We start from the raw sequence: 19,392 nt of genomic DNA on the forward strand, positions 1-19,392 counted from the left end.
TACATCATAGCATTTGCCTTCCTACAAAGCAATGAATTCCGTATGTTTCCATTATTCGGAAGAGCTTTTATGGTCGACAAGAATCATCGTACCATTCTCCAAGTCGTGGGCTGCCGCATCTAATATTTTTTCCAATTTAAACGCAATTTTTTGCTGATCAGCCGCATCCTTCACCCAAAAAATAGGAGAACCGCCTGCCACCTTATCCCTGTCTGCAGTAACTATCGCCACGATTCTACCCATTTAGGCGCCTTCCTTTCCGCTTGGACTTAAATCCGCCTCGGACGGCATTCGCACTGCGCTTTCCAGTACTGGAGATTGCATGATAACCTTTCTGGCTTGGTCTGCATTTAGAATTTGAGGGAGCAGAAATATGCCTAATCGTCCATCACTCATATCCAATTTAGCAAGTGGCAGCAGTGATGGCTCTCCCTCATCACGATAAACGCCCATGATGGTTGAGATGTCGTGAAGAAGGGCTTGTCGCTGGCCTATATTAGCCAAGGTCACTCGGCAGTTCTGATTTTTGGGAACCAAAATCAGTCCTAAGCCCCTTTCACGGATCGTATTACGCGTATCATCCAGTCCTACGTTCATCATATAGATGTCGTTTACGAATAGATTGGGACCATCCATCCGCACCTCCGCCTTTTGTACATCAGCTATATGGGAAATACTCTTACCGCTTTTAAAATGATTCGTTACGAGTATAGCAACAATTCCTGCGACAATCCCCCAGTACCAAGTCAAAATAATACTGAACAATGCAGCAACAAACGATGTGAAAATCACCATGTAGTTACGACCCTCAAATACCATAGCAATCCCCTCGATATAAGTGGCTCCACGGGGTACAAGCTCCATACTGTCAATTTTGGAAAGTGTTTGTCGCTCCATATTCCGTACATCTCTAAACTGCTGAGCAGCTACCGTAAGAAAGGTTACCGCAGTATAATTCTTGTCCAGTAAAGATGGCACAGCGACAGAGCCCAGCCCAGCAGCGATGACGCCGAGAGCAACATGAATGATTTTACCGTGAGGATATGTCGGGTATTGGCGATAATCCGTCTGAAGCATACTTATTCTTGCTCCCAATCCGAACAGTACACCTAAAATAATGCCTACGGTATACTTTTGTTCAGCCATCCAATGCAGCATTCATTTCTCATTCCTCTCTCTATTCACTATCGCCGCTGTGCCTCCGCCTTATACCATCAGAAAGCCAAAGAACGCTTTTTTTACAAGCTTGCATTGAAAATAACAACACTAAGGAAAAAGTCCTTGTGATAAAAAGCGTCAGCCACCATCGATCTTGAAACGTTTGGAATCCAAGCTGAAACCCCAAATAATTACGGTGAAGATAGCCATGGTACACTTCAGCCAGCATAAGTCCTATAGATAGTGAAGCTATTTGTACAGCAGGCTGCCGGGTCAACAGGCTGACCAATAAACCGATGGTAAGTCCCATAGATATTTCCGAGCTGCCCAATATGAGCTTTGGCACAAGGTGAATAGTCTCAAGCATAAAAAAACTGATCGATCCAAGCAAAGCCCCTACAGAGAGAAGATGAACTCTGTACACGGTTCCATGGACACGCCAAAGAACATAAAGAATGGTAATGAGAAGAACTCCAAAACAAAGACTTATACGTCCTCCCCCCACGGGAACGGACAGATTCATGCAAATAAGCCACGAAATAAAAAAAAGAAGTATGACCTTTGAAGTTATACCTCTCATAACAATGTCTTTCCAGCCACTAGCGAACAGGATCAACGTAACGACCATAAGCAACAAAGATAAGTATCCTGGATTCATCGCAACCACCTTAGAACTGTAAATAGTAAAGTTAGCTTTGTACTATCAAAGCCGCTTCCCATTCCCGTTCTTAGTATGGCTAGGTTATGTAATTTTTATAAAACCTGTTCGATTCGCGAAGCTTTGGATATCAATGCCTCTTGCATAACACCAATGAGACGTCTCACCAGTGATAACAACTGGGACACGATGCAAGTCCTCAACAGTAGGCGCACCTAATGCCGTCATAACGAGCTTCATTTCGTTCAGCATCTCATCGATTTGCGCGACTAAGGCTGATGTACCTTCACTGCGCAGCGTCTTCAGAAACGCACCTGCAATGCCTACTGCCGAGGCACCTAGAATCAGTGCTTTACATGCTTCCAAGCTGCTTCTGATTCCACCTGAGCCGATCAGAGAGACATGTGTACGATTAGACGTCGTAGCTACAGCTTCAACTAATGCCGTCGCCGTCGTACAACCCCATTCATTCAACCACTCCATAGGCAGCGACCGGCGCATATTCTCGATAGCAGCAAAATTAGTGCCACCATAACCCCCTACATCAATAACCGATACACCTGCACCGCACAAAGCATCTATACTTTCTCTTGCCATGCCGAAACCCACTTCTTTTACGATTACCGGAACACCAACATGAGCCACGATCGTAGAAATGCGTTCCAGCATACCTTGGAAATCCCGGTCTCCTTCCGGCATAATAAGCTCCTGCATGACATTCAAATGAATTTGAAGTGCATCAGCACGAAGCATTTCTACCGCTCTCAAGGCTTGTTCGAGCGTTGCCTCGCTACCTAAATTCCCAAATACGATGCCATCTGGATTCATTTCTCGTACAATTCGATAGCTGGAAGCTACCTCCGGATTTTTAAGCGCTGACATTTGGGAGCCCACTGCCATTGCCAATCCCGATTCTCTGGCGGCAATCGCTAATTCTCGGTTGATCTCTTCTGTCTCCTGAGCTCCGCCAGTCATCGCATTAATAATAATCGGCGAGCTCAAATTGAGTTCGCCGATTATCGTTTGCAATGAGATAAGCGAAGTGGATGTTTCCGGTAAACAATTATGGATCAGCTTAATATCCGCAAATCCTTGATTACCGCTTTGCCCAAGCTGTAGAGCATGGTGGACATGCTCCATCTTTCTTGGTATCCGCACCTTGCTTCCCCCTTAAAACCCATAAGAGTGAATAAGCATTGAGCCTATTCACTCTAACGGGGTCCAATATTCAAATCAAACTTATTTGAATTTGCTTAATTTGTCGCCAAACCGTTCACCCAATGTCAAATTAAGACCTTGGTTTTGATATTCTTCCGCAATGACGGTTTTGGTTTCCTTTTGGTTTCTAGCAGGTCTGTCTGCTTTAGGAGCAGGAGCTTCAGGAGCTTCTTCCGTCTCCTTAATGCTCAAGCTGATACGTTTCTCGTCAACGTTCAGGTCCAGAACCTTAGCTTTGACTTCTTGACCTTCCTTCAAAACTTCGAAAGGAGTTGCAATGTGACGGTGAGCGATTTGAGAAATATGAACCAAACCTTCAACACCTGGAGCTACTTCAACGAAAGCACCGAATTGTGCAAGACGCTTCACAGTACCAGTGACAATCTCACCGATTTGGAACTGTTCAGCCACTTTTTGCCATGGGCCTGGTTGAGTCGCTTTAATGCTTAGGCTGATACGCTCATTAGCTGGATCAAGCTTCAAGATCTGTACTTGAACTTGGTCGCCTTCTTTAACAACTTCAGACGGAGTTTCAACGTGGTGCCATGCCATTTCGGAAATATGCACTAAACCATCGATACCGCCGATATCAACGAAAGCACCGAACTGAGTCAAGCGTTGAACCGTACCTGTCAGCTGTTGACCAACCGACAATTGGGCAATCATATCTTTTTTCTTTGCTTCGAACTCTTCGTCCAAAACATCTTTTTGGGAAAGGATAACTTTATTTTTCTCGCGATCCATTTCTTTGACGCGCAATCTTAATGTGCGTCCCTTGTAGTCGCTGAAATCTTCAACAAAAGTACGCTCTACCATCGAAGCAGGCACGAAACCTCTCAAACCTACATCAACTACCAATCCGCCTTTAACGACTTCAGCAACCTTTGCTTCAAGAATCGTTTTGCTCTCCATATCGGATTGAAGCTGATCCCAAGCTTTTTCACTATCCACTACACGTTTGGAAAGTACTAATTTCTCTTTGTTATCGTCAATGGTCAATACTTTCAATTCAACTTCTTGACCTACTTGTACACTCTCACCAGCGCTGCCTAAAGTAACGGAAGACAACTCACGGACAGGAATAACGCCGTCATACTTATAGCCAACGTCAACGATTGCCTGCTCGTCATCCACTTTAATGATACTGCCTTTTACGGTATCTCCCTTTTTCAGTACAGATACATTACCCATGGATTCCTCTTGGGATACTTCTTGTTGCGCTTGTTCCTCTTGTACGTTTTCCACTTTTGTCTCTTCTGACATGGTCCAATACCCTCCTTGGTTAGCAACCTAACTCAATAAATAGTAGTTACAATTGCTGCTATCAATATAATTTACCGGCGCATAAAGAATACGCGGTTAATTGTTTTTCTAAGTATTCCACATTTTATCATTTCGATTCGTATTCTTTGATTAACGAACGAATGGCAGCCATGATCTTGTCTGTTGCCTGCTCCAAGCCTTCCGAGCCTGCATCAGCGAATTCACTGATATCAACAGGCTGGCCGTAAACCAGCGTCATTCTTCTAAACAATTTATAATTGCCAACGATGGCCGCAGGAACGACGATAGCACCGGACTTCAACGCCAAGCTCGCTGCCCCTTTTTTCCCCATACCTCCCGCATTGTGACGAGAGCCTTCCGGGAAAATACCAATAATATTATTCTCCTTGAGCAGCTTCAGCGAGAGTCGAATCGACTCTTTGCTAACGCCTCCACGCTTAACTGGGAACGCGCAGATTCTAGGAAGAACCCATCCTAGCACAGGTACATCGAACAGCTCTGCTTTTGCCATATAATGAACACGTCGGTCCACCAAAGGACTTCCCAATAACGGCGGATCGAAATTACTTATGTGATTCGCACACAAAACAACGGGAACTCCTCTTGGAATATGTTGAATCCCTACAACTTTCAGTCGATACAATGTCCGGAATAAAAAATGAAAAATGGCGCGTAGCGTCGAGTAAAGCATATTACTTCCCCCCGCCGACTTTGGATCTGCAAAGCTCCAAAATACGTTCCACTACTTCAGAAATCGTCATTTCCGTCGTATCTAGCAGAATAGCATCCTCTGCTTGAACTAAAGGAGAAGTTTCTCTCTGCTCGTCCATCTTATCCCGTGAAGCTATCTCCTGTTCCAGTTGTTCCAGAGTGATATCCGGGCGGCTGTCTTGAATTTCCTTATACCGCCTTTCAGCTCGAATCCTTACGCTGGCAGTTAAAAATATTTTCAATTCCGCGTCGGGCAGCACATGACTTCCAATATCTCTACCGTCCATCACAACGCCTTTATCCGAAGCAAGCTGCTTTTGCTTCTCGGTCAAGATGCGCCGCACTTCAACAATTTGCGAGGTACGAGATACATTGCCTGTCACGGCAGCGGAACGAATCTCGGCAGTTACATCCTGCCCGTCCACATACACCTGCTGTCCTTCTTCTCCTGGAACGAGACGAATATGAAGTCCTTGAGCAATGGAAATCACTTCGTCTTCCTGCTCGGGTCGAAGATTCGCTTGCAAAATGCTCCATGTGACGGCTCTATACATGGCCCCGGTATCTACATAAACGAAACCTAGTTCATTGGCGACTAACCGGGCTATTGTGCTCTTCCCCGCTCCCGCCGGGCCATCTATAGCAATGTTGATTTTTTCCAAAACGCGGGCCTCCCAGCAATAAAAATAAACAATGATGCAAATAAATAATTGAACAGGCCCAGCCTGCGATCGAAGAAAATTATACCATAGGTATAAGAAGGATTGCAAAACTCTTCGAGACCATTCGCCTTTTAACGACGGTACGTTATTTGGTATGAACGTATGGAATCCCTTCCAGCTGCTCTACTTTTACCAAATAATAGCGAAGCGAGGGTATTTGAAGCAGCAGCTGAGTGACAACGAGCATGGCAAGCAGGATAAGCAATGTTCTTTTCATCCACTTTTCAACAAATGCCGAAAGGGCAACAAACAAATCCTCATACCTCGGTTCCTTCGTTTCTCTCTCATCGCGCCTCATCGATACCACTCCAGCATTCACTCATTTTGTGGTATTTTAACCAATATTCCTCATTTTATGCTCATCGTTTTCGAAATTCCAGCTGACGCTCAAAGCAAAAGCGGATGATCTTTTGCCTGTCATGATCCGTAATCTCTGCAAATCTCATCATGACCTGCTGCTTTCCTGTTTCCAGCGGTTTGATACGAACCAGCTCACCCTTGAAAGGAACATGTTCAATTTGATTATTCTTAAATTGGATTAAAAGCCAACAGTTAACCGTTTGCTGATTGGCGAGCGGGATATATCCGTCACACAGAAATGAAATCCCTCCGCCTCCGACATCATCGGTAACAGCAACAAATTTCAGCTGCTCCGAATAAGCAACAGCGATTTCAAGCTCAGCCGGCACCCGCAAAAAGTTACGTCGCTGTACCTTCGTAATGGTTTCAGGCATTGGCTTTTTAATAGTCACCGTACGGATAACATCATCTGAGAAGCCGAGCACCGTTGTTGTAAAAAAATTTTTCACGCCTCCGTCAGTAATAAAATAAGCTGACAGCTCATCTCCGACATACAGCCTTTTTAATCGCCCGGTACGCTCGTTCATCGGAACCTCCATATTAATCTGGCGGTCCGTAATATCGGCAATTCTTGACTTGAACTCTTGTTTGGCCTCGTCTTCATCGATCGAGTTGATTTGTATATGTAGAATCTCATTCACTTTCGGCAGCAAAGAAGTGGCACCTCCCCTAGAAGTTAGCAAAAAAGCAGTACCTAAGCACTACATTCACCTATTATTATAACATGAAGGCAACATATGGGAAGTAAAAAAAAGAAGAAGCTGCGATCAGCTTCTTCCTCTGCATGTTAAGATTGTGTTACCTGCTGCTCATCTTTTCCAAGGCGCTCGATCTTCTCTTCGGTTCCGGTCTCTCCATTAATATAGATACGATACACACCGCCGTTGATACGTCCAGTATATTCATAGCACATTACATCTTCTTGCACATCGTTGCGTATTAAAGCTAAAACCTCATTGTCGACTTTTAAATTCGGGTTCAGCGACTTTCGTGCCTCTTCTGCTGTAATCTTTGGTGCTTTGATCTCGCGATCCTTGTGATCGAATACATAGTCACTAGCCTGCAGTCCCAAAATTTCGCCATTATCCATCGCAACTTTAACCGATACTTTGTCCAAGTAGTTAACAATATCGTTTTTGCGACTTGCAAATGTAATATTGGCATTGTTGTTGTACTCATCATAGGAAACAGCCGTCATATTCTTATAGTCATGAGAGTCCAAAAACTCAGCTGCCGTGTCACGAGCTTGGCGGACTTCCATTTTTTTCTCAGGCACATCCCGAGGAGCCGAGAACCAGAGCAGCTGCCCTCCTTTAGTACTGTAATCCAAATGAACCCCATCCGACGATTGATTGCGAGGAGCTGTTACGCTAAAGGAATGAAACTCCGTTCCAGCTCCATTCTCTACTACTTGTAATGCGGACGAGTCCTGCATGTTCAAGAACTGGGCAGCCTTTGCTTTAATCTCTTCTGCCGTCACATCATTTCCTGAGAGCATATTCATATCTCGTTTTTGGTAGATATTCATAACCGAAGGACTCCATTTCACATCGGAGTATTCGGATACTTTTTTATCTACAGTCTGAAACCCGTCGATGATGGCATTATCTAACGGCTCTTTTTCCGTCGCCAACGCGGTTTCAACGTCCATCCAGCGTAAATTGCTAGCTAGCACTTGGGACTGCATATCGCGAAGACTGGTAGATATTTCGGAAGCATGCTGGTACAGCGCGCTCAAGGTCCCCATCTCTTCTTGACTCAGCGGCTGCTTGTTAAGATCTCTCAAAGCAGCTCTGTAGGAGAAGTTAGACATATTGGATAAAAATTCTTCCGTCTTATTGAATGGCAGCAATGTTAGTGGAAGCTGATTGATCTCGCTCTGTGCTTGACTCGTGATGCGCCAAACATTGATAAGACCTTTTTTGTAGCTGTCTTGGGAAGCCGTATTGACGGCTAACGTATTCCCCAGCTCGTTATGCAGCTTGTCTACGTGAAAGGACAAGTCGTGAAAAGCCCTCTGGTATTGGTTTTCGGCTTTAATAAGTATTGAGTTTTTTTCTTGATGTTCTAAGTACCCCCATACTCCGGCTCCAATCAAAGCAACTAATAAAATCGGAAACATAACAATACTTAATCTACTGTACATGGTTGTGAAATCTCCCTTCTTCAGCCAAACTTGGCTTTAGTTTTCGCTCAAGGAAGAAGTCTTATGCACAAAAAAAGAAGCTTTAGAAGGTACGAACCTCGTGCCCCTCCATAGCTTCCTTCTCTTTAAAAATCATGAGCCTCAATGTCAAAATCATTCACATTGTTACAAATGCATTGCTTAAACCCGGTGTCGATCTTGCCTTTTTCTTTACGGCCTCTTAAGATAAATCTTTCTCCGCAGCTGTTGCAGCGAATAGTCACCTTCACTCGTTCATTTAAAGACATGCATTCCCTCCGACTTATATTGTTCAATATGTCAATTATTGACAAGCCGGCTAAATTTTAACCTGTTCCTCTGTTTGTACGACGCGAAGCGGAGAGGTCTCATTGGCTCTTTCCACTTTACGCAAGCTCCGAATCCATAGAAAGACCATCAACGGGATCATGAACCAGATCCAATATGTTTTGGTTGTGGCAAGTACATAGTCGAATACGCCATGCCAAAAAATCGGTAATAAGAGGGAAAACGCCAGATGCCTCGTAGAACGATGCGTGATAAATTTGGCTTTACCCAGATGATAGCCCATGATGACGCCGAACATCGCATGACCCGATACGGGAAGCAGCGCCCTAAACAACAGGGTTGATATCGAAGATGAGTTAAGAAGAGCGTAAAACACGTTTTCCAACGTTGCAAACCCTAGTGAAGCGGCCACTGCATATACAATGCCATCATAAGGCTCGTCGAACGAAGTGTGCTTATAAATAATGAAATAAACGAGGAACCATTTCAGGAATTCCTCAATTCCCGCGGAAATAACAAAACTGAACACGAACGGATTTTCTCCGAGTGCGTGAACAAAAGCACGCTGAAGCACCATAACAGGAAACACTAGCAGCACACCGAACAAAAATACTTTCATGACCAGATGAATCGGTTCTGTATCATAACGATCTTTCAGATAAAAGTATGCAAGTAGAGCGACACCGGGCGCTATCGCCGCCGCTAAGACCGAGAAGACGCTCACGTGTCCCCCTCCATTTCTATATGATCAGACCCACCCTCTGAACCGGGCAGCTTCTGCCATTTTGCGAACACCTACCATATAAGCGGCCAGACGCATATCGACATTTCTTGTAATATGAATATTATAGACATTTTCAAAGCCTTTTTCCATCACTTCTTGCAGTCTGGCATGCACTTCCGCTTCCGTCCAGTAATATCCTTGGTTGTTCTGCACCCACTCAAAATAAGATACCACCACGCCACCAGCACTTGCCAATACATCGGGAACGATCAATATTCCTCGATCTGTGAGCAGCTTGGTAGCTTCCAAAGTAGTCGGGCCATTCGCCGCCTCAACGACAATCTTCGCTTTTATGCGGTCCGCATTTTCAGAAGTAATCTGATTTTCAATGGCAGCTGGAACCAGAATATCACATTCTTGCTCGAGTAACTCCTTATTGGTCAGGGTATTTTCGAACAATTTGGTAACAGTACCGAACGAATCCCTTCGATCTAGCAAATAGTCGATATCCAGCCCATCTTTATTATAAAGACCTCCGTATACATCCGATATCCCGACGACTTTAGCTCCCGCTTCATGTAGAAATTTCGCCAGAAAGCTCCCCGCGTTACCGAAGCCCTGAATAACGACCTTGGCATTCTGGATTTGAATTCCTTTCTTCCTCAAGGCCAGATCGATCATAATGGTCACTCCCTTTGCCGTAGCAGTTTCTCTGCCATGAGAGCCGCCAAGTACAATCGGTTTGCCGGTAATAAAATTAGGCGCGTCAAACTCTCGAATGCGGCTGTATTCATCCATCATCCAAGCCATGATTTGCGAATTCGTCATGACATCTGGCGCCGGAATATCCTTAGTTGGGCCTACAATCTGACTTATTGCCCGGACATATCCACGACTTAATCTTTCAAGCTCGCGAAACGACATTTTTCTCGGATCGCAAATAATCCCACCCTTTCCTCCACCATAAGGGAGATCTACGATCCCACATTTTAAACTCATCCATATAGAGAGTGCCTTGACTTCATCCTCCGTTACTTCGGGGTGGAACCGGACGCCCCCTTTGGTAGGGCCAACCGCATCATTATGCTGAGCTCGATAACCAGTAAAAATCTGAATTGAATCATCATCCATCCGTATCGGAATTCTAACAGTTAATACACGCATAGGCTCGCGAAGCAATTCAACCATGCTCTGGGAATAACCCAGCTTTTTCAAGGCTTCCTCGATAATGATTTGAGTGGAGTGTAGAACATTCAAATTCTCAGTCATCTACATTCATCCTTTTCGGAGTTTTTTCCATGCGAAAGAATGTAATCATGCCAATATTCTTACACGCTCATTACAACCTCATGCATCCCCAAAAAAACGCATTTATGCTTCGCTTACATAATGAGCTCCAACAATTTCAGGATGCAAAAAAAAGCATTCCTCAAAAACAACAATGTTTTTGTTGAACGCTTTTGCCGGCTTATTCATAACTATGTGTAGAGCTTATTTTACTTAAAATGAGTACACAGCACCTTAACGGCATCAGAGGCAATAACCGTCTTGCCATATTCCTCAAGAACCGCGCGAGTTACAGTAGCCGCATCACCAAATTCCGATAGAACCGCAATGACAGCCTGGTATCCGCTCTCATCCAATTCATCGGCGTTTAATTGCAGAAACCATTTGTTCTTATACGAAAATAAAATTCCGCCATCCGTAACCAATGGATTCAGCACTTTTGCCATACGCAGTAAGTCTTCAAAATCATGAAACACATAAGAGATTTGATCCGTTTGCTCTAATGTTACCTCAAGCTCATACATTTCTTCGACTTCCTCGTCGTAAGACTCAACGGAATGATGGAAATCGACCTTACCGCGCGTAACGATAACGACCATGCCTTGTGCTGGAAGCTGCAGCACCTCTACAGCTAACGGTCCGGATGGCTCAAAGCCAAGCTCGGAATATGCCTGATCCATCATATCGCTGAACAGCTCGTGTACTTTAGGGATTTCTCTCCACATGTCATCCTTTTGAATGCCTCGCTCCGTCAAGTCGTCGAATGTGAGGAAAATCCGTATCTTGTCCTGACTTAAACGCTCCATTTTCATACAGGATTCCTCCTTGCCGACGCATATATTTATAGCTTATGAAGTAAGGTTAAAAAGGTGAGTAAGCATTTATGGCTTGTATTCAATTATATGACTATTATATCACAACATAACAATAAATGTACGAATGACCTGAAAAAAAGAAAAGACACGAGCAGTGTTCTGCCCGTGTCTGGTACTTCTGATCCATCTACATGCCTCATTGAGTCTGGTATACTTCTTTTTGGTGATTCTCCGCCAGGATTTCATCTACCACCGCTTTGATCTCGGGCTCTTTATTAATAATTGCTTCTACCCTGCTAAGCCCATCGGATGCTGAAGATTCTTCTTTCTTCATATTTGAAACCGGCTCGGATGAATGCTGAGCATTTCCATTCATATGCTCTGAGGACCGTTCCTTTGATTTATCCGATACGTTTCCAAGCGATTGCTTATTGCTGCTAATAGCGGAGAACAGCATAGATTTACTTTTATTATTAAAATAAATAACAGCGGCTGCGCCAACCAATCCGCCAAGTAAGAAAGTTCCGACTTTCATAGCTATCCCTCCATCCGTTTGATTACATATGTATTTTCCGCTATGAAGAGGTGAACCATGCATGATAAAATTAGGAAACAACCACAGAATAGGAGAACATTGAATATGAATAAAAAGCTGCTCTGGGGATTAACCGCCTTCCTGCTTCTTACTGCATCTGCTTGTCAAAATCCGGCAAAACCAACGGATGCGTCCAAGTCGACAGCAGCAGGAAGTACAGGCTCTGCAACAGGAACTGCTAACGGTAATACCCAACAGAACAAACCAGATGCCGGCACTACCACCCAACAACAAGAGAATACGGCCAAATCGGCAGAAGCTACACCCCAGCCTATACCAACCGCTGCGCCAGAAGCAGCTCCCAAAAAATATAAATTGAATCCAAAAAGCTATGACATACAGCCCATCGATCCTTCCGTGACGGAAAAGAAGATGGTTTTGCTTACTTTTGACGATGGACCGAAAGATAAGGATATGCTGGATTCTATGCTGAATACATTAGACAAGCATCATGCCAAAGCGATTTTCTTCGTTAATGGATACCGTGTCAAGCAAAAGCCGGAGCTTTTGAAGCTTATTCATGATCGGGGGCAAACGATTGGCAATCACTCTTGGGATCATATTGATTTGAAAAAGGAAGGCCAAGAAAAGGTTAATCAACAAATCGGAGACGTGCAAACGATTGTAAAGGATGTTATTGGGGAAGTCCCTCGTTTCTTCCGCCCGCCATTTGGTTCAGGTGGGGATCTGGTTAAAGCCAAGGTGAAAGAGGAGAACATGCTCTTCATGACTTGGTCTAATGGATCGAAGGACTGGGAAATGAGCAATAAAAGCAATAATCCGGATCAAGTTGTAGCAAACGTACTGGAACAGCTTCGGCCTGGCAGCAACATCTTGATGCACGAGCTCCCATGGACTGATAAAGCATTGGATAAGCTGCTTACGGAACTGGAGCAAAAGCAGTATGGCTTCGTTGATCCGTCAACGATCGAATTAACGCCTTGAGGTTACCCGGACTTAAGGTAGAAGCTAGAGCGCCGCTGTTGGCAAGCGGACATCTAACCATGCTTCTGAAGATATCGCCAACCCCAGATTAGCAAGCCCACTACAAGCAGGATGAACAACCATAACAAGGTCCGGTAAAAGACTGGGAGCCATCTTTCTTTCTCCGTAGGATGTACTGTTTTGCGCGGGGGGAGAAAGTGCTCGTCCTCCCATTCTTCCTCAGGGCCTTGTTTGTTTTGTAAGTCCATATCTTGTTGTCTCGAGCGCATTTAATTCTCTCTCCTGTAACGTATAATACAACCCATAATAAAATCGATCACGAAATGAGCGGCGATAGGAGTCCATAATGACCCTGTCTGGATATAAATCCATCCAAGACCGTAGCTGATACTGAACACAAGACCTGTCATGAGCCAATGCTGCAAATAGCGGATATGTATGGCCGCAAATAAAATACTGGTCCAATAAGGCCCCCAAGAGGCTTGAATGGCTCCTCGGAACAATACCTCTTCACAAATAGCAACCACAAGCGACATAACGGTAATATGCCATAAAGGTCGGTTTTTGAACAGCAGCTCATTGATACCGCCGTCATCGGTAACTTCAGGAGGTACCCATCTTGAAATGATCACATCTACTATTAATACGGCTAATGCAAATGCGACACCCCATATTGGAATGGAGATCCCTTGCTTCCATGAAAACATTTGAGCTAGCGATGGTTTTTGGAATAACATAATAATGACGCCTAAAAGAACCACCAACAGCTGGGTAAAATACAAATTCATGATCAGAAACCGATCATCGACTTCGTCCACGTTAACTTGTCTGAATTTGAACTGTTTAAAATTAAATTTTTTCATGCAAATTATTCCTTTTTTCGACAGGATCACCTATACTATCAATAAAAACATCGAGGAGTTTGCACATGGAGAAAAGGTTGACCCGTACAGATTACTTATTTGTCCTCATCTTCATTTTTATGCTCGTACTCGCTCTCGGCACCTTTTTCTTTGGAGTCAAACTGGGTCAGGAACGTTCCGCAGCGAAGTATGAAAATCATGTCTCCCAGCAGCAAGAAGCTGCTAAAGTTTATTCTGCTTATCATCAACAGTATCTGGTGTCTTACTATCATACCATTTATCAACCGTACAGGGAATTTCAATCGAGCTGGTTTGATAAATTAAACGAGCTGGAGCTTAATCGTTCCGCGGATGCCTCATTAATAATAAAAGGCTTGTCCAAGCTTGCAAAAGACAAATACGATGAAATCACTACTAAATCGATGCCTGATTCCTCGCCGCTGCTACAAGAAGGACAGCAAAACTACGCCAAAAGTCTCAAGCTCTTTAATGAAGCTCTTGGTAACGCACAAGCCAAAGCCAACTCCATTCCGGGAGCCGAGCTGCTTAAGGTAATGGATAGCGATGCTTACATAATAGAAGCCAAGAAATTCGCGTTAAGCGCGCAACAAAATTATTATGATTCCATCGTCAAATGGCAGGAATCTGTGACTCCTCAGTTTAAACACGTGGATGTCAGCAAGCCGCTGGCCATTCAAGATTGGAGTACCCTTCCTTTAAACGTTAAGAACGATTATATTGCAAACCTTTTAGCCAGCAGCAAATTATATAAACCATTCACGCCACAAGACTTGACCATCCGGGTTGACGAGATGATAGCTACCGGACAAGCTGCCAAATACAACTTGAACCAAATTCAGCCTGTAATTGATGTACTTCTGGCCACCGATGCTGTTCGTACAGGTGACTTTATTCGCAATAAGAGCAAATGGTATCCAAATGAAACACTCCCTCAACTGCCGTTCTTTATCAATCAGAACTAAGAAAAAGCCGTTTCTGACAGAGTTTTTCTGCTCCGAAACGGCTTTCTTTCTTACTTTCCTGCCTAAGTCTCAATCGTATTGGAAGCCTCTTAGTGAGCTTACGGCAGCCATGCCGCCTTCTACATTGATGACGTCCTCGTATCCTTGCTCCCGCAAATAATAGCATACGTTTGCACTGCGGACACCATGTGCACACACAATGTAGAGTGTACGATCTCTTGGCAGTTCTGCCAAGCGTCCCGGTATCGTATTCATCGGGATTAAACTAGCCTCATCCAAGTGGTAATAATCCCATTCCATAGGTTCTCTCACATCGATAATAAGAGAATCCCCCAAATCCTTTCGATTCAGTTTATCCACAAATGATCTCGGATCGATCGTTTCAAAAGGTTCCATCCAACCCAGCTCCTTTTTTACATTGCCTTGTAAAGAACAATAACGAAAAATTCACAATTGATCAAGTAAAAACCATTGCAATCCTGACGAAATTGCCATAAAATATGGTTTGTGATGAGATAAAGGCGAACAATAACAGCCTTATTCGTCTCAAGCGTACGTAGATCTTGATGCCTAGCATTATTTTCTATTTGGGTCTGAGCATCCGTTTCGACACCTATTGACATGACTCAAGGGTCATGGTACGCTAATGAAAATTCATTTTAGTAATCGACTTTGACGGAGACAGTATGAACCGGTAATGCGCAGAGAGCCGATGATTGGTGCGAGTCGGACATTATCCTTTATACAGAGCACTCCAGAGTTGCTGTATTGAACTGCTTTCGATTTTATCGGAAAAGATTAGTAGGTACAGCCGGGTAGAAACCGTTACATTTCTGAGTCATATGACTCACGAGGCTGCTCGTGTGAACGCGCAGCGAACTAGGGTGGTACCACGAAAGTAACTCTTCGTCCCTTTTATACGGGCAATCGTATGGGGATGAGGAGTTTTTTTATGCCCATTTATAAGTGAATTGCTTTAGAATCTGAGCGTCACTTGATCACCTTATTGAATTTGGGCTGGTTGAAATTATACTAATTTGGAGGTCTGAACAATGTTTAAAGTGTTAGTAATGGATGGCATCAGCGACATGGGGATTCAAATGCTGTATGATGCGGGAGATGTTACCGTAGAGAAGAAAAACGGTTTGTCCGAGGACGAGCTGATTGCTATTATTGCAGATTACGATGCTTTAATGGTCCGCAGCCAAACTAAAGTAACCGACAAAATCATGAATGCCGCAGCAAATCTTAAAGTAGTTGGCCGCGCAGGTGTCGGTGTGGATAATATCGACCTCGAAGCTGCCACTAAACGCGGTATTGTTGTCATTAACGCTCCAGATGGTAATACCATTGCTACCTGCGAGCTGACTTTTGCCATGATGATGTCGGTTGCACGTTCCATTCCTCAAGCTTATAAAAAAACAGTCGGCGGCGAATGGGACCGCAAAACCTTTGTCGGCGTAGAGCTTCGCAATAAAACATTAGGTATCCTTGGTATGGGACGTATCGGCAGCGAGGTTGCCAAACGTGCAAAAGTATTCGGAATGAACGTAATCGGCTACGATCCTTTCCTGACGGAAGAGCGTGCAGAAAAAATCGGCGTGAAGCTCGGCACTGTAAATGAGATTGCAGCACAAGCCGACTTTATCACCGTACACACTCCGCTAACTAACGAAACTCGTCATATCATTTCGCGCCCTCAATTTGAGCTTATGAGAAAAGGCGTTCGCATCATTAACTGTGCACGCGGCGGCATTATTGACGAAATGGCATTGGTTGAAGCCATCGATGCAGGCATCGTAGCAGGTGCAGCATTTGACGTATTTGAACAAGAGCCTCCTAAAGCGGATCACCCTTTCTTGAATAACCCTAAAATTATCGTTACTCCTCACTTGGGCGCTTCGACTGTAGAAGCTCAAGAGAACGTAGCGATCGATGTTTCCGAAGAAGTACTTCATATCTTGCGTGACCAACCATTTAAAAATGCCGTTAACATGCCTCCTGTACCACCAACCGTACTGAATAAGCTTCAGCCTTACTTCAACCTAGGTGAGCAGCTTGGACAGTTTGCAGGTCAAATGACTGAGGGTGCAGTGAACGAAATCGTAGTAAACTACTCCGGAGATCTAAGTGATGTAGACCCTACTCCACTCACTCGCTATATCGTAAAAGGCATTTTGGCAAATCAGCTTGAAGGCGTTAATATCGTCAATGCAATGCACTTAGCAAAAACACGCGACGTAAATATTGTTACTCAAAAATCGACGGCTACTAAAACGTTCACCAACCTGGTATCCGTTACTTTAAAAACAAAAAATGAAGAGCGTACACTGGCTGGAACACTGCTTTCCGGTTACGGAGAAAGAATCGTACAAATCGATCAATATCCAGTTGATATTGCTCCTCATGGTCATTTGTTGCTCATCTCCCACAACGATAAACCGGGTATCATCGGTAAAGTGGGTACATTGCTTGGAAGCAATGACGTTAACATTGCTTCGATGCAGGTTGGACGTAAGGTATTCGGTGGCTCTGCTATCATGGTTCTCACCACAGATAAAGCTACTCCGAAGGAAGTATTGGATCAATTGGAACAACTGCCTGAAATCGAGAATGTAAACGAGCTTACTCTACAATAATTGTACTTGTTTCACGGACAACAAGATTAAATTCCTTATTTCTACAAAAAGAAAGAGCTTCTGATATGTTTATCGGAAGCTCTCTTTTTATATTGTCGAGAAATCATGCGAATGTTGTAGAAAAAGACGTTATTGTGGATTGCAAGGCAGAATGACAGAGAATGTCGTTCCTTGACCAACAGCGCTTTTAGCTTGTACGGACCCTTTGTGGGCTTCCACTATACTCTTCACGATGGAAAGACCAAGACCGGTACCTCCAGAAGTACCTCTCGTCCTTGCTTTATCCGCCTTATAAAATCTTTCAAATATATACGGCAGGTCGCCAGCAGGTATTCCCTGCCCTTGATCTGTAATCTCCATCAGAACCGCATCACGTCCTTCGTACAAATGCTTGGATGCACGTATTTGGATTTGAGCCTGTGGAGGCGTATGACGAATGGCATTATCGAGAAGATTGGTCATGACCTGCTCCAGACGATCCTCATCAGCGTGAGCCAACAGCAGTTCCTCTTCAGGAAGCACTGCCGTCATTGTAATCCCTCGTTCCTTGGAAAGTACGGCAAATTTCCTGTGTATTCGTCTAATAAAACTGTTCAGGTCCACTTCACGGAAATGCATCTCCATATTGCCCGTTTCCATTCTGGCCAGATCTAGTAGATCACGAACCAGTCTGCCCATACGAAGTGACTCGTCATGAATAACCTGAGCCAGTTCCTTACGCTCTTCCGGAGAAGAAGCGATATCATCAACTAACGCTTCACTGTACCCTTGAAGCATAGATAAAGGAGTGCGGAGCTCGTGCGATACGTTAGCGACAAAATCTTTCCTCAGCTTATCCAGCATGAACTCTTCTGAAACATCCCTCATAACCGCTACAACGCCGCGGACGACCTCACGTGAATACAACGGTGCCATTACGATGGACCATACCTCATTACGTACATGAAGCTTTGATGTAATTTCGTTCGCGCCATTAATCACTTCCTCAAACAAAGGTCGTACGGGCGGCGGTATCATATCAATATGCATATTTTGCTCTGTCTCTGCATCCTTTTCCGAGTCAAAGTCTTTCCATTGAATCTGACCCCAATCCCTAACAATCTTGTAACCTTGCGGGTTGGTAAGAATCACTTGTCCGTCCGCATCAAACGTTATTACAGCGTCCGCCATACTTCTCAACACGCTGGATAAATGTTCTTTTTCATGGTTAAGCGCCTTGATCGTATCGGATAGCTCTTCACCCATACGGTTAAACGTTTTGGACAGCTCCCCGATTTCATCGTCTGAAGAGATCGGTACCCGCGTACCGTATTCTCCATGCGATATCAAATCGGCAGCTTTTTTCAACTGCTGCAGGGGCTGCGTTATTTTGGTCAACAGGAAGAAAGCGAAGAACGTCGTCATAAGGAACCCAGCAAGTGAAACGTAGGCGAACAATCGCATTACATATGCTTGCGTTTCTTCAACCGATTGAGTCGATTGGAACAATACCGCAGCTCCAATGATGGTTTGCTGCGACGCATCTTTTAGAGGGACAGCAACAGCCGAATACAGGTTGTTGGTACGCTGCTTAATACCACCCTTGCCGACAACTTGATTATCGATGATTTGTCCAGCAAAAACCTTTTGCATATCCTGCTTGCTAAAAAAGTCATCATAATGAAGGTCAGCCATACTTCCAGCCTCAGCAAAAAAGCCGGATTGCTTAAATTGCTTATCGACAATAAACACCGTAGCTTCCTGAGCGCTTAGTAAGTCGTTAACCATCGTAATATAATGGTTATCTTCACTGTGAACCGAAATACCGTCAGCAACCTTCGAGCCCAATTTATGCAAACTTTCAATCTGGTCCTGTGATTTAGGAAAAGAGGTTTGCAAATATTGAAAAAGAAACAAACCTAATACCATCAATATGACAGCGACCAGTCCGATGATCGTTAGCCAAAGCTTCCCGACAATACTTTTTAGAATAAACACC

The 19,392-nt window shown here is 44.2% G+C and carries 22 protein-coding genes and 1 other annotated feature; of the genes, 3 read left to right on the plus strand and 19 right to left on the minus strand.

The features are described 5' to 3' along the window. Nucleotides 1-51: 51 nt before the first annotated feature. From BP97_RS0108310 to BP97_RS0108385, 15 genes are all read right to left on the minus strand, one after another. Nucleotides 52-243, minus strand: a complete 192-nt coding sequence (locus BP97_RS0108310) for a capping complex subunit for YIEGIA (protein ID WP_028548684.1) — start codon at nt 241-243, stop codon at nt 52-54. Beyond that, nucleotides 244-1,158 (minus strand): YIEGIA family protein, encoded by a 915-nt coding sequence (locus BP97_RS0108315; protein ID WP_028548685.1) that lies wholly within the window; start codon nt 1,156-1,158, stop codon nt 244-246. Between the two features lie 19 nt (nt 1,159-1,177). Further along, nucleotides 1,178-1,816, minus strand: coding sequence for a hypothetical protein (locus tag BP97_RS0108320; RefSeq protein ID WP_028548686.1), 639 nt, complete (start codon nt 1,814-1,816; stop codon nt 1,178-1,180). Between the two features lie 84 nt (nt 1,817-1,900). Continuing rightward, complete coding sequence (fni, locus tag BP97_RS0108325; protein WP_197035435.1) at nt 1,901-2,956, minus strand: type 2 isopentenyl-diphosphate Delta-isomerase; 1,056 nt, start codon at nt 2,954-2,956, stop codon at nt 1,901-1,903. A 99-nt stretch (nt 2,957-3,055) separates the two neighbouring features. Then, entirely contained in the window at nt 3,056-4,297 is a 1,242-nt protein-coding gene (gene rpsA / locus BP97_RS0108330; RefSeq protein ID WP_028548688.1) for a 30S ribosomal protein S1, read from the minus strand. Between the two features lie 127 nt (nt 4,298-4,424). Beyond that, complete coding sequence (locus BP97_RS0108335) at nt 4,425-5,009, minus strand: lysophospholipid acyltransferase family protein (protein WP_028548689.1); 585 nt, start codon at nt 5,007-5,009, stop codon at nt 4,425-4,427. A gap of 1 nt (nt 5,010) precedes the next feature. Further along, nucleotides 5,011-5,691, minus strand: a complete 681-nt coding sequence (gene cmk, locus BP97_RS0108340) for a (d)CMP kinase (RefSeq protein WP_028548690.1) — start codon at nt 5,689-5,691, stop codon at nt 5,011-5,013. A 145-nt stretch (nt 5,692-5,836) separates the two neighbouring features. Beyond that, on the minus strand, nt 5,837-6,049 hold the full coding sequence (locus BP97_RS0108345; RefSeq protein ID WP_028548691.1) for a hypothetical protein: 213 nt from the start codon (nt 6,047-6,049) through the stop codon (nt 5,837-5,839). A 61-nt stretch (nt 6,050-6,110) separates the two neighbouring features. Continuing rightward, complete coding sequence (locus BP97_RS0108350; protein ID WP_028548692.1) at nt 6,111-6,764, minus strand: flagellar brake protein; 654 nt, start codon at nt 6,762-6,764, stop codon at nt 6,111-6,113. A 134-nt stretch (nt 6,765-6,898) separates the two neighbouring features. Next, complete coding sequence (ypeB, locus tag BP97_RS0108355) at nt 6,899-8,257, minus strand: germination protein YpeB (RefSeq protein ID WP_028548693.1); 1,359 nt, start codon at nt 8,255-8,257, stop codon at nt 6,899-6,901. Between the two features lie 125 nt (nt 8,258-8,382). Next, a complete protein-coding gene (locus tag BP97_RS40655; protein WP_197035429.1) occupies nt 8,383-8,544 on the minus strand; it encodes a hypothetical protein in 162 nt (53 codons plus the stop codon). 50 nt (nt 8,545-8,594) lie between these two features. After that, nucleotides 8,595-9,287 carry a glutamic-type intramembrane protease PrsW gene (gene prsW, locus BP97_RS0108365; protein ID WP_028548694.1) on the minus strand — a complete coding sequence of 231 codons (693 nt, stop codon included), beginning with the start codon at nt 9,285-9,287 and terminating at the stop codon, nt 8,595-8,597. A gap of 24 nt (nt 9,288-9,311) precedes the next feature. Then, nucleotides 9,312-10,556 (minus strand): Glu/Leu/Phe/Val family dehydrogenase, encoded by a 1,245-nt coding sequence (locus BP97_RS0108370; protein ID WP_028548695.1) that lies wholly within the window; start codon nt 10,554-10,556, stop codon nt 9,312-9,314. A 227-nt stretch (nt 10,557-10,783) separates the two neighbouring features. Beyond that, nucleotides 10,784-11,386 carry a genetic competence negative regulator gene (locus BP97_RS0108380; protein WP_028548696.1) on the minus strand — a complete coding sequence of 201 codons (603 nt, stop codon included), beginning with the start codon at nt 11,384-11,386 and terminating at the stop codon, nt 10,784-10,786. Between the two features lie 199 nt (nt 11,387-11,585). Further along, nucleotides 11,586-11,924, minus strand: coding sequence for a hypothetical protein (locus BP97_RS0108385; protein WP_028548697.1), 339 nt, complete (start codon nt 11,922-11,924; stop codon nt 11,586-11,588). Between the two features lie 105 nt (nt 11,925-12,029). On the opposite strand from BP97_RS0108385, the gene BP97_RS0108390 reads away from it, so the two are divergent. Further along, nucleotides 12,030-12,929: a polysaccharide deacetylase family protein gene (locus tag BP97_RS0108390; protein WP_028548698.1), complete on the plus strand. Its 900-nt coding sequence runs from the start codon at nt 12,030-12,032 to the stop codon at nt 12,927-12,929. A 53-nt stretch (nt 12,930-12,982) separates the two neighbouring features. On the opposite strand, the gene BP97_RS0108395 is transcribed toward BP97_RS0108390, so the two are convergent. Then, nucleotides 12,983-13,198, minus strand: a complete 216-nt coding sequence (locus BP97_RS0108395) for a hypothetical protein (RefSeq protein WP_028548699.1) — start codon at nt 13,196-13,198, stop codon at nt 12,983-12,985. Beyond that, the gene (locus BP97_RS0108400) at nt 13,199-13,792 is read right to left on the minus strand and encodes a CPBP family intramembrane glutamic endopeptidase (RefSeq protein WP_028548700.1); all 594 of its coding nucleotides are present in this window, start codon (nt 13,790-13,792) and stop codon (nt 13,199-13,201) included. 65 nt (nt 13,793-13,857) lie between these two features. On the opposite strand from BP97_RS0108400, the gene BP97_RS0108405 reads away from it, so the two are divergent. Next, nucleotides 13,858-14,775: a hypothetical protein gene (locus tag BP97_RS0108405; protein WP_028548701.1), complete on the plus strand. Its 918-nt coding sequence runs from the start codon at nt 13,858-13,860 to the stop codon at nt 14,773-14,775. Nucleotides 14,776-14,844: 69 nt separating this feature from the next. On the opposite strand, the gene BP97_RS0108410 is transcribed toward BP97_RS0108405, so the two are convergent. After that, nucleotides 14,845-15,171: a rhodanese-like domain-containing protein gene (locus BP97_RS0108410; RefSeq protein WP_028548702.1), complete on the minus strand. Its 327-nt coding sequence runs from the start codon at nt 15,169-15,171 to the stop codon at nt 14,845-14,847. Between the two features lie 267 nt (nt 15,172-15,438). Next, nucleotides 15,439-15,692: a binding site (T-box leader), on the plus strand. A 135-nt stretch (nt 15,693-15,827) separates the two neighbouring features. Between BP97_RS0108410 and serA the strand changes: the two genes are divergently transcribed. Further along, on the plus strand, nt 15,828-17,414 hold the full coding sequence (gene serA / locus BP97_RS0108415) for a phosphoglycerate dehydrogenase (RefSeq protein WP_028548703.1): 1,587 nt from the start codon (nt 15,828-15,830) through the stop codon (nt 17,412-17,414). 129 nt (nt 17,415-17,543) lie between these two features. On the opposite strand, the gene BP97_RS0108420 is transcribed toward serA, so the two are convergent. Further along, nucleotides 17,544-19,391: a HAMP domain-containing sensor histidine kinase gene (locus BP97_RS0108420; protein WP_028548704.1), complete on the minus strand. Its 1,848-nt coding sequence runs from the start codon at nt 19,389-19,391 to the stop codon at nt 17,544-17,546. Between the last annotated feature and the right edge of the window lies 1 nt (nt 19,392).

Origin of the sequence: Paenibacillus sp. UNC451MF, from assembly GCF_000686845.1 — a bacterium.
Lineage (GTDB): Bacteria > Bacillota > Bacilli > Paenibacillales > NBRC-103111 > Paenibacillus_S.

Bases quoted from the DNA above. Each gene is read 5' to 3' on its own strand.
- BP97_RS0108310 (WP_028548684.1), bottom strand. From the start codon at position 243: ATGGGTAGAATCGTGGCGATAGTTACTGCAGACAGGGATAAGGTGGCA.
- BP97_RS0108315 (WP_028548685.1), bottom strand. From the start codon at position 1,158: ATGCTGCATTGGATGGCTGAACAAAAGTATACCGTAGGCATTATTTTA.
- BP97_RS0108320 (WP_028548686.1), bottom strand. From the start codon at position 1,816: ATGAATCCAGGATACTTATCTTTGTTGCTTATGGTCGTTACGTTGATC.
- fni (WP_197035435.1), bottom strand. From the start codon at position 2,956: ATGGAGCATGTCCACCATGCTCTACAGCTTGGGCAAAGCGGTAATCAA.
- rpsA (WP_028548688.1), bottom strand. From the start codon at position 4,297: ATGTCAGAAGAGACAAAAGTGGAAAACGTACAAGAGGAACAAGCGCAA.
- BP97_RS0108335 (WP_028548689.1), bottom strand. From the start codon at position 5,009: ATGCTTTACTCGACGCTACGCGCCATTTTTCATTTTTTATTCCGGACA.
- BP97_RS0108345 (WP_028548691.1), bottom strand. From the start codon at position 6,049: ATGAGGCGCGATGAGAGAGAAACGAAGGAACCGAGGTATGAGGATTTG.
- ypeB (WP_028548693.1), bottom strand. From the start codon at position 8,257: ATGTACAGTAGATTAAGTATTGTTATGTTTCCGATTTTATTAGTTGCT.
- BP97_RS40655 (WP_197035429.1), bottom strand. From the start codon at position 8,544: ATGTCTTTAAATGAACGAGTGAAGGTGACTATTCGCTGCAACAGCTGC.
- BP97_RS0108370 (WP_028548695.1), bottom strand. From the start codon at position 10,556: ATGACTGAGAATTTGAATGTTCTACACTCCACTCAAATCATTATCGAG.
- BP97_RS0108380 (WP_028548696.1), bottom strand. From the start codon at position 11,386: ATGAAAATGGAGCGTTTAAGTCAGGACAAGATACGGATTTTCCTCACA.
- BP97_RS0108385 (WP_028548697.1), bottom strand. From the start codon at position 11,924: ATGAAAGTCGGAACTTTCTTACTTGGCGGATTGGTTGGCGCAGCCGCT.
- BP97_RS0108390 (WP_028548698.1), top strand. From the start codon at position 12,030: ATGAATAAAAAGCTGCTCTGGGGATTAACCGCCTTCCTGCTTCTTACT.
- BP97_RS0108395 (WP_028548699.1), bottom strand. From the start codon at position 13,198: ATGCGCTCGAGACAACAAGATATGGACTTACAAAACAAACAAGGCCCT.
- BP97_RS0108400 (WP_028548700.1), bottom strand. From the start codon at position 13,792: ATGAAAAAATTTAATTTTAAACAGTTCAAATTCAGACAAGTTAACGTG.
- BP97_RS0108405 (WP_028548701.1), top strand. From the start codon at position 13,858: ATGGAGAAAAGGTTGACCCGTACAGATTACTTATTTGTCCTCATCTTC.
- BP97_RS0108410 (WP_028548702.1), bottom strand. From the start codon at position 15,171: ATGGAACCTTTTGAAACGATCGATCCGAGATCATTTGTGGATAAACTG.
- serA (WP_028548703.1), top strand. From the start codon at position 15,828: ATGTTTAAAGTGTTAGTAATGGATGGCATCAGCGACATGGGGATTCAA.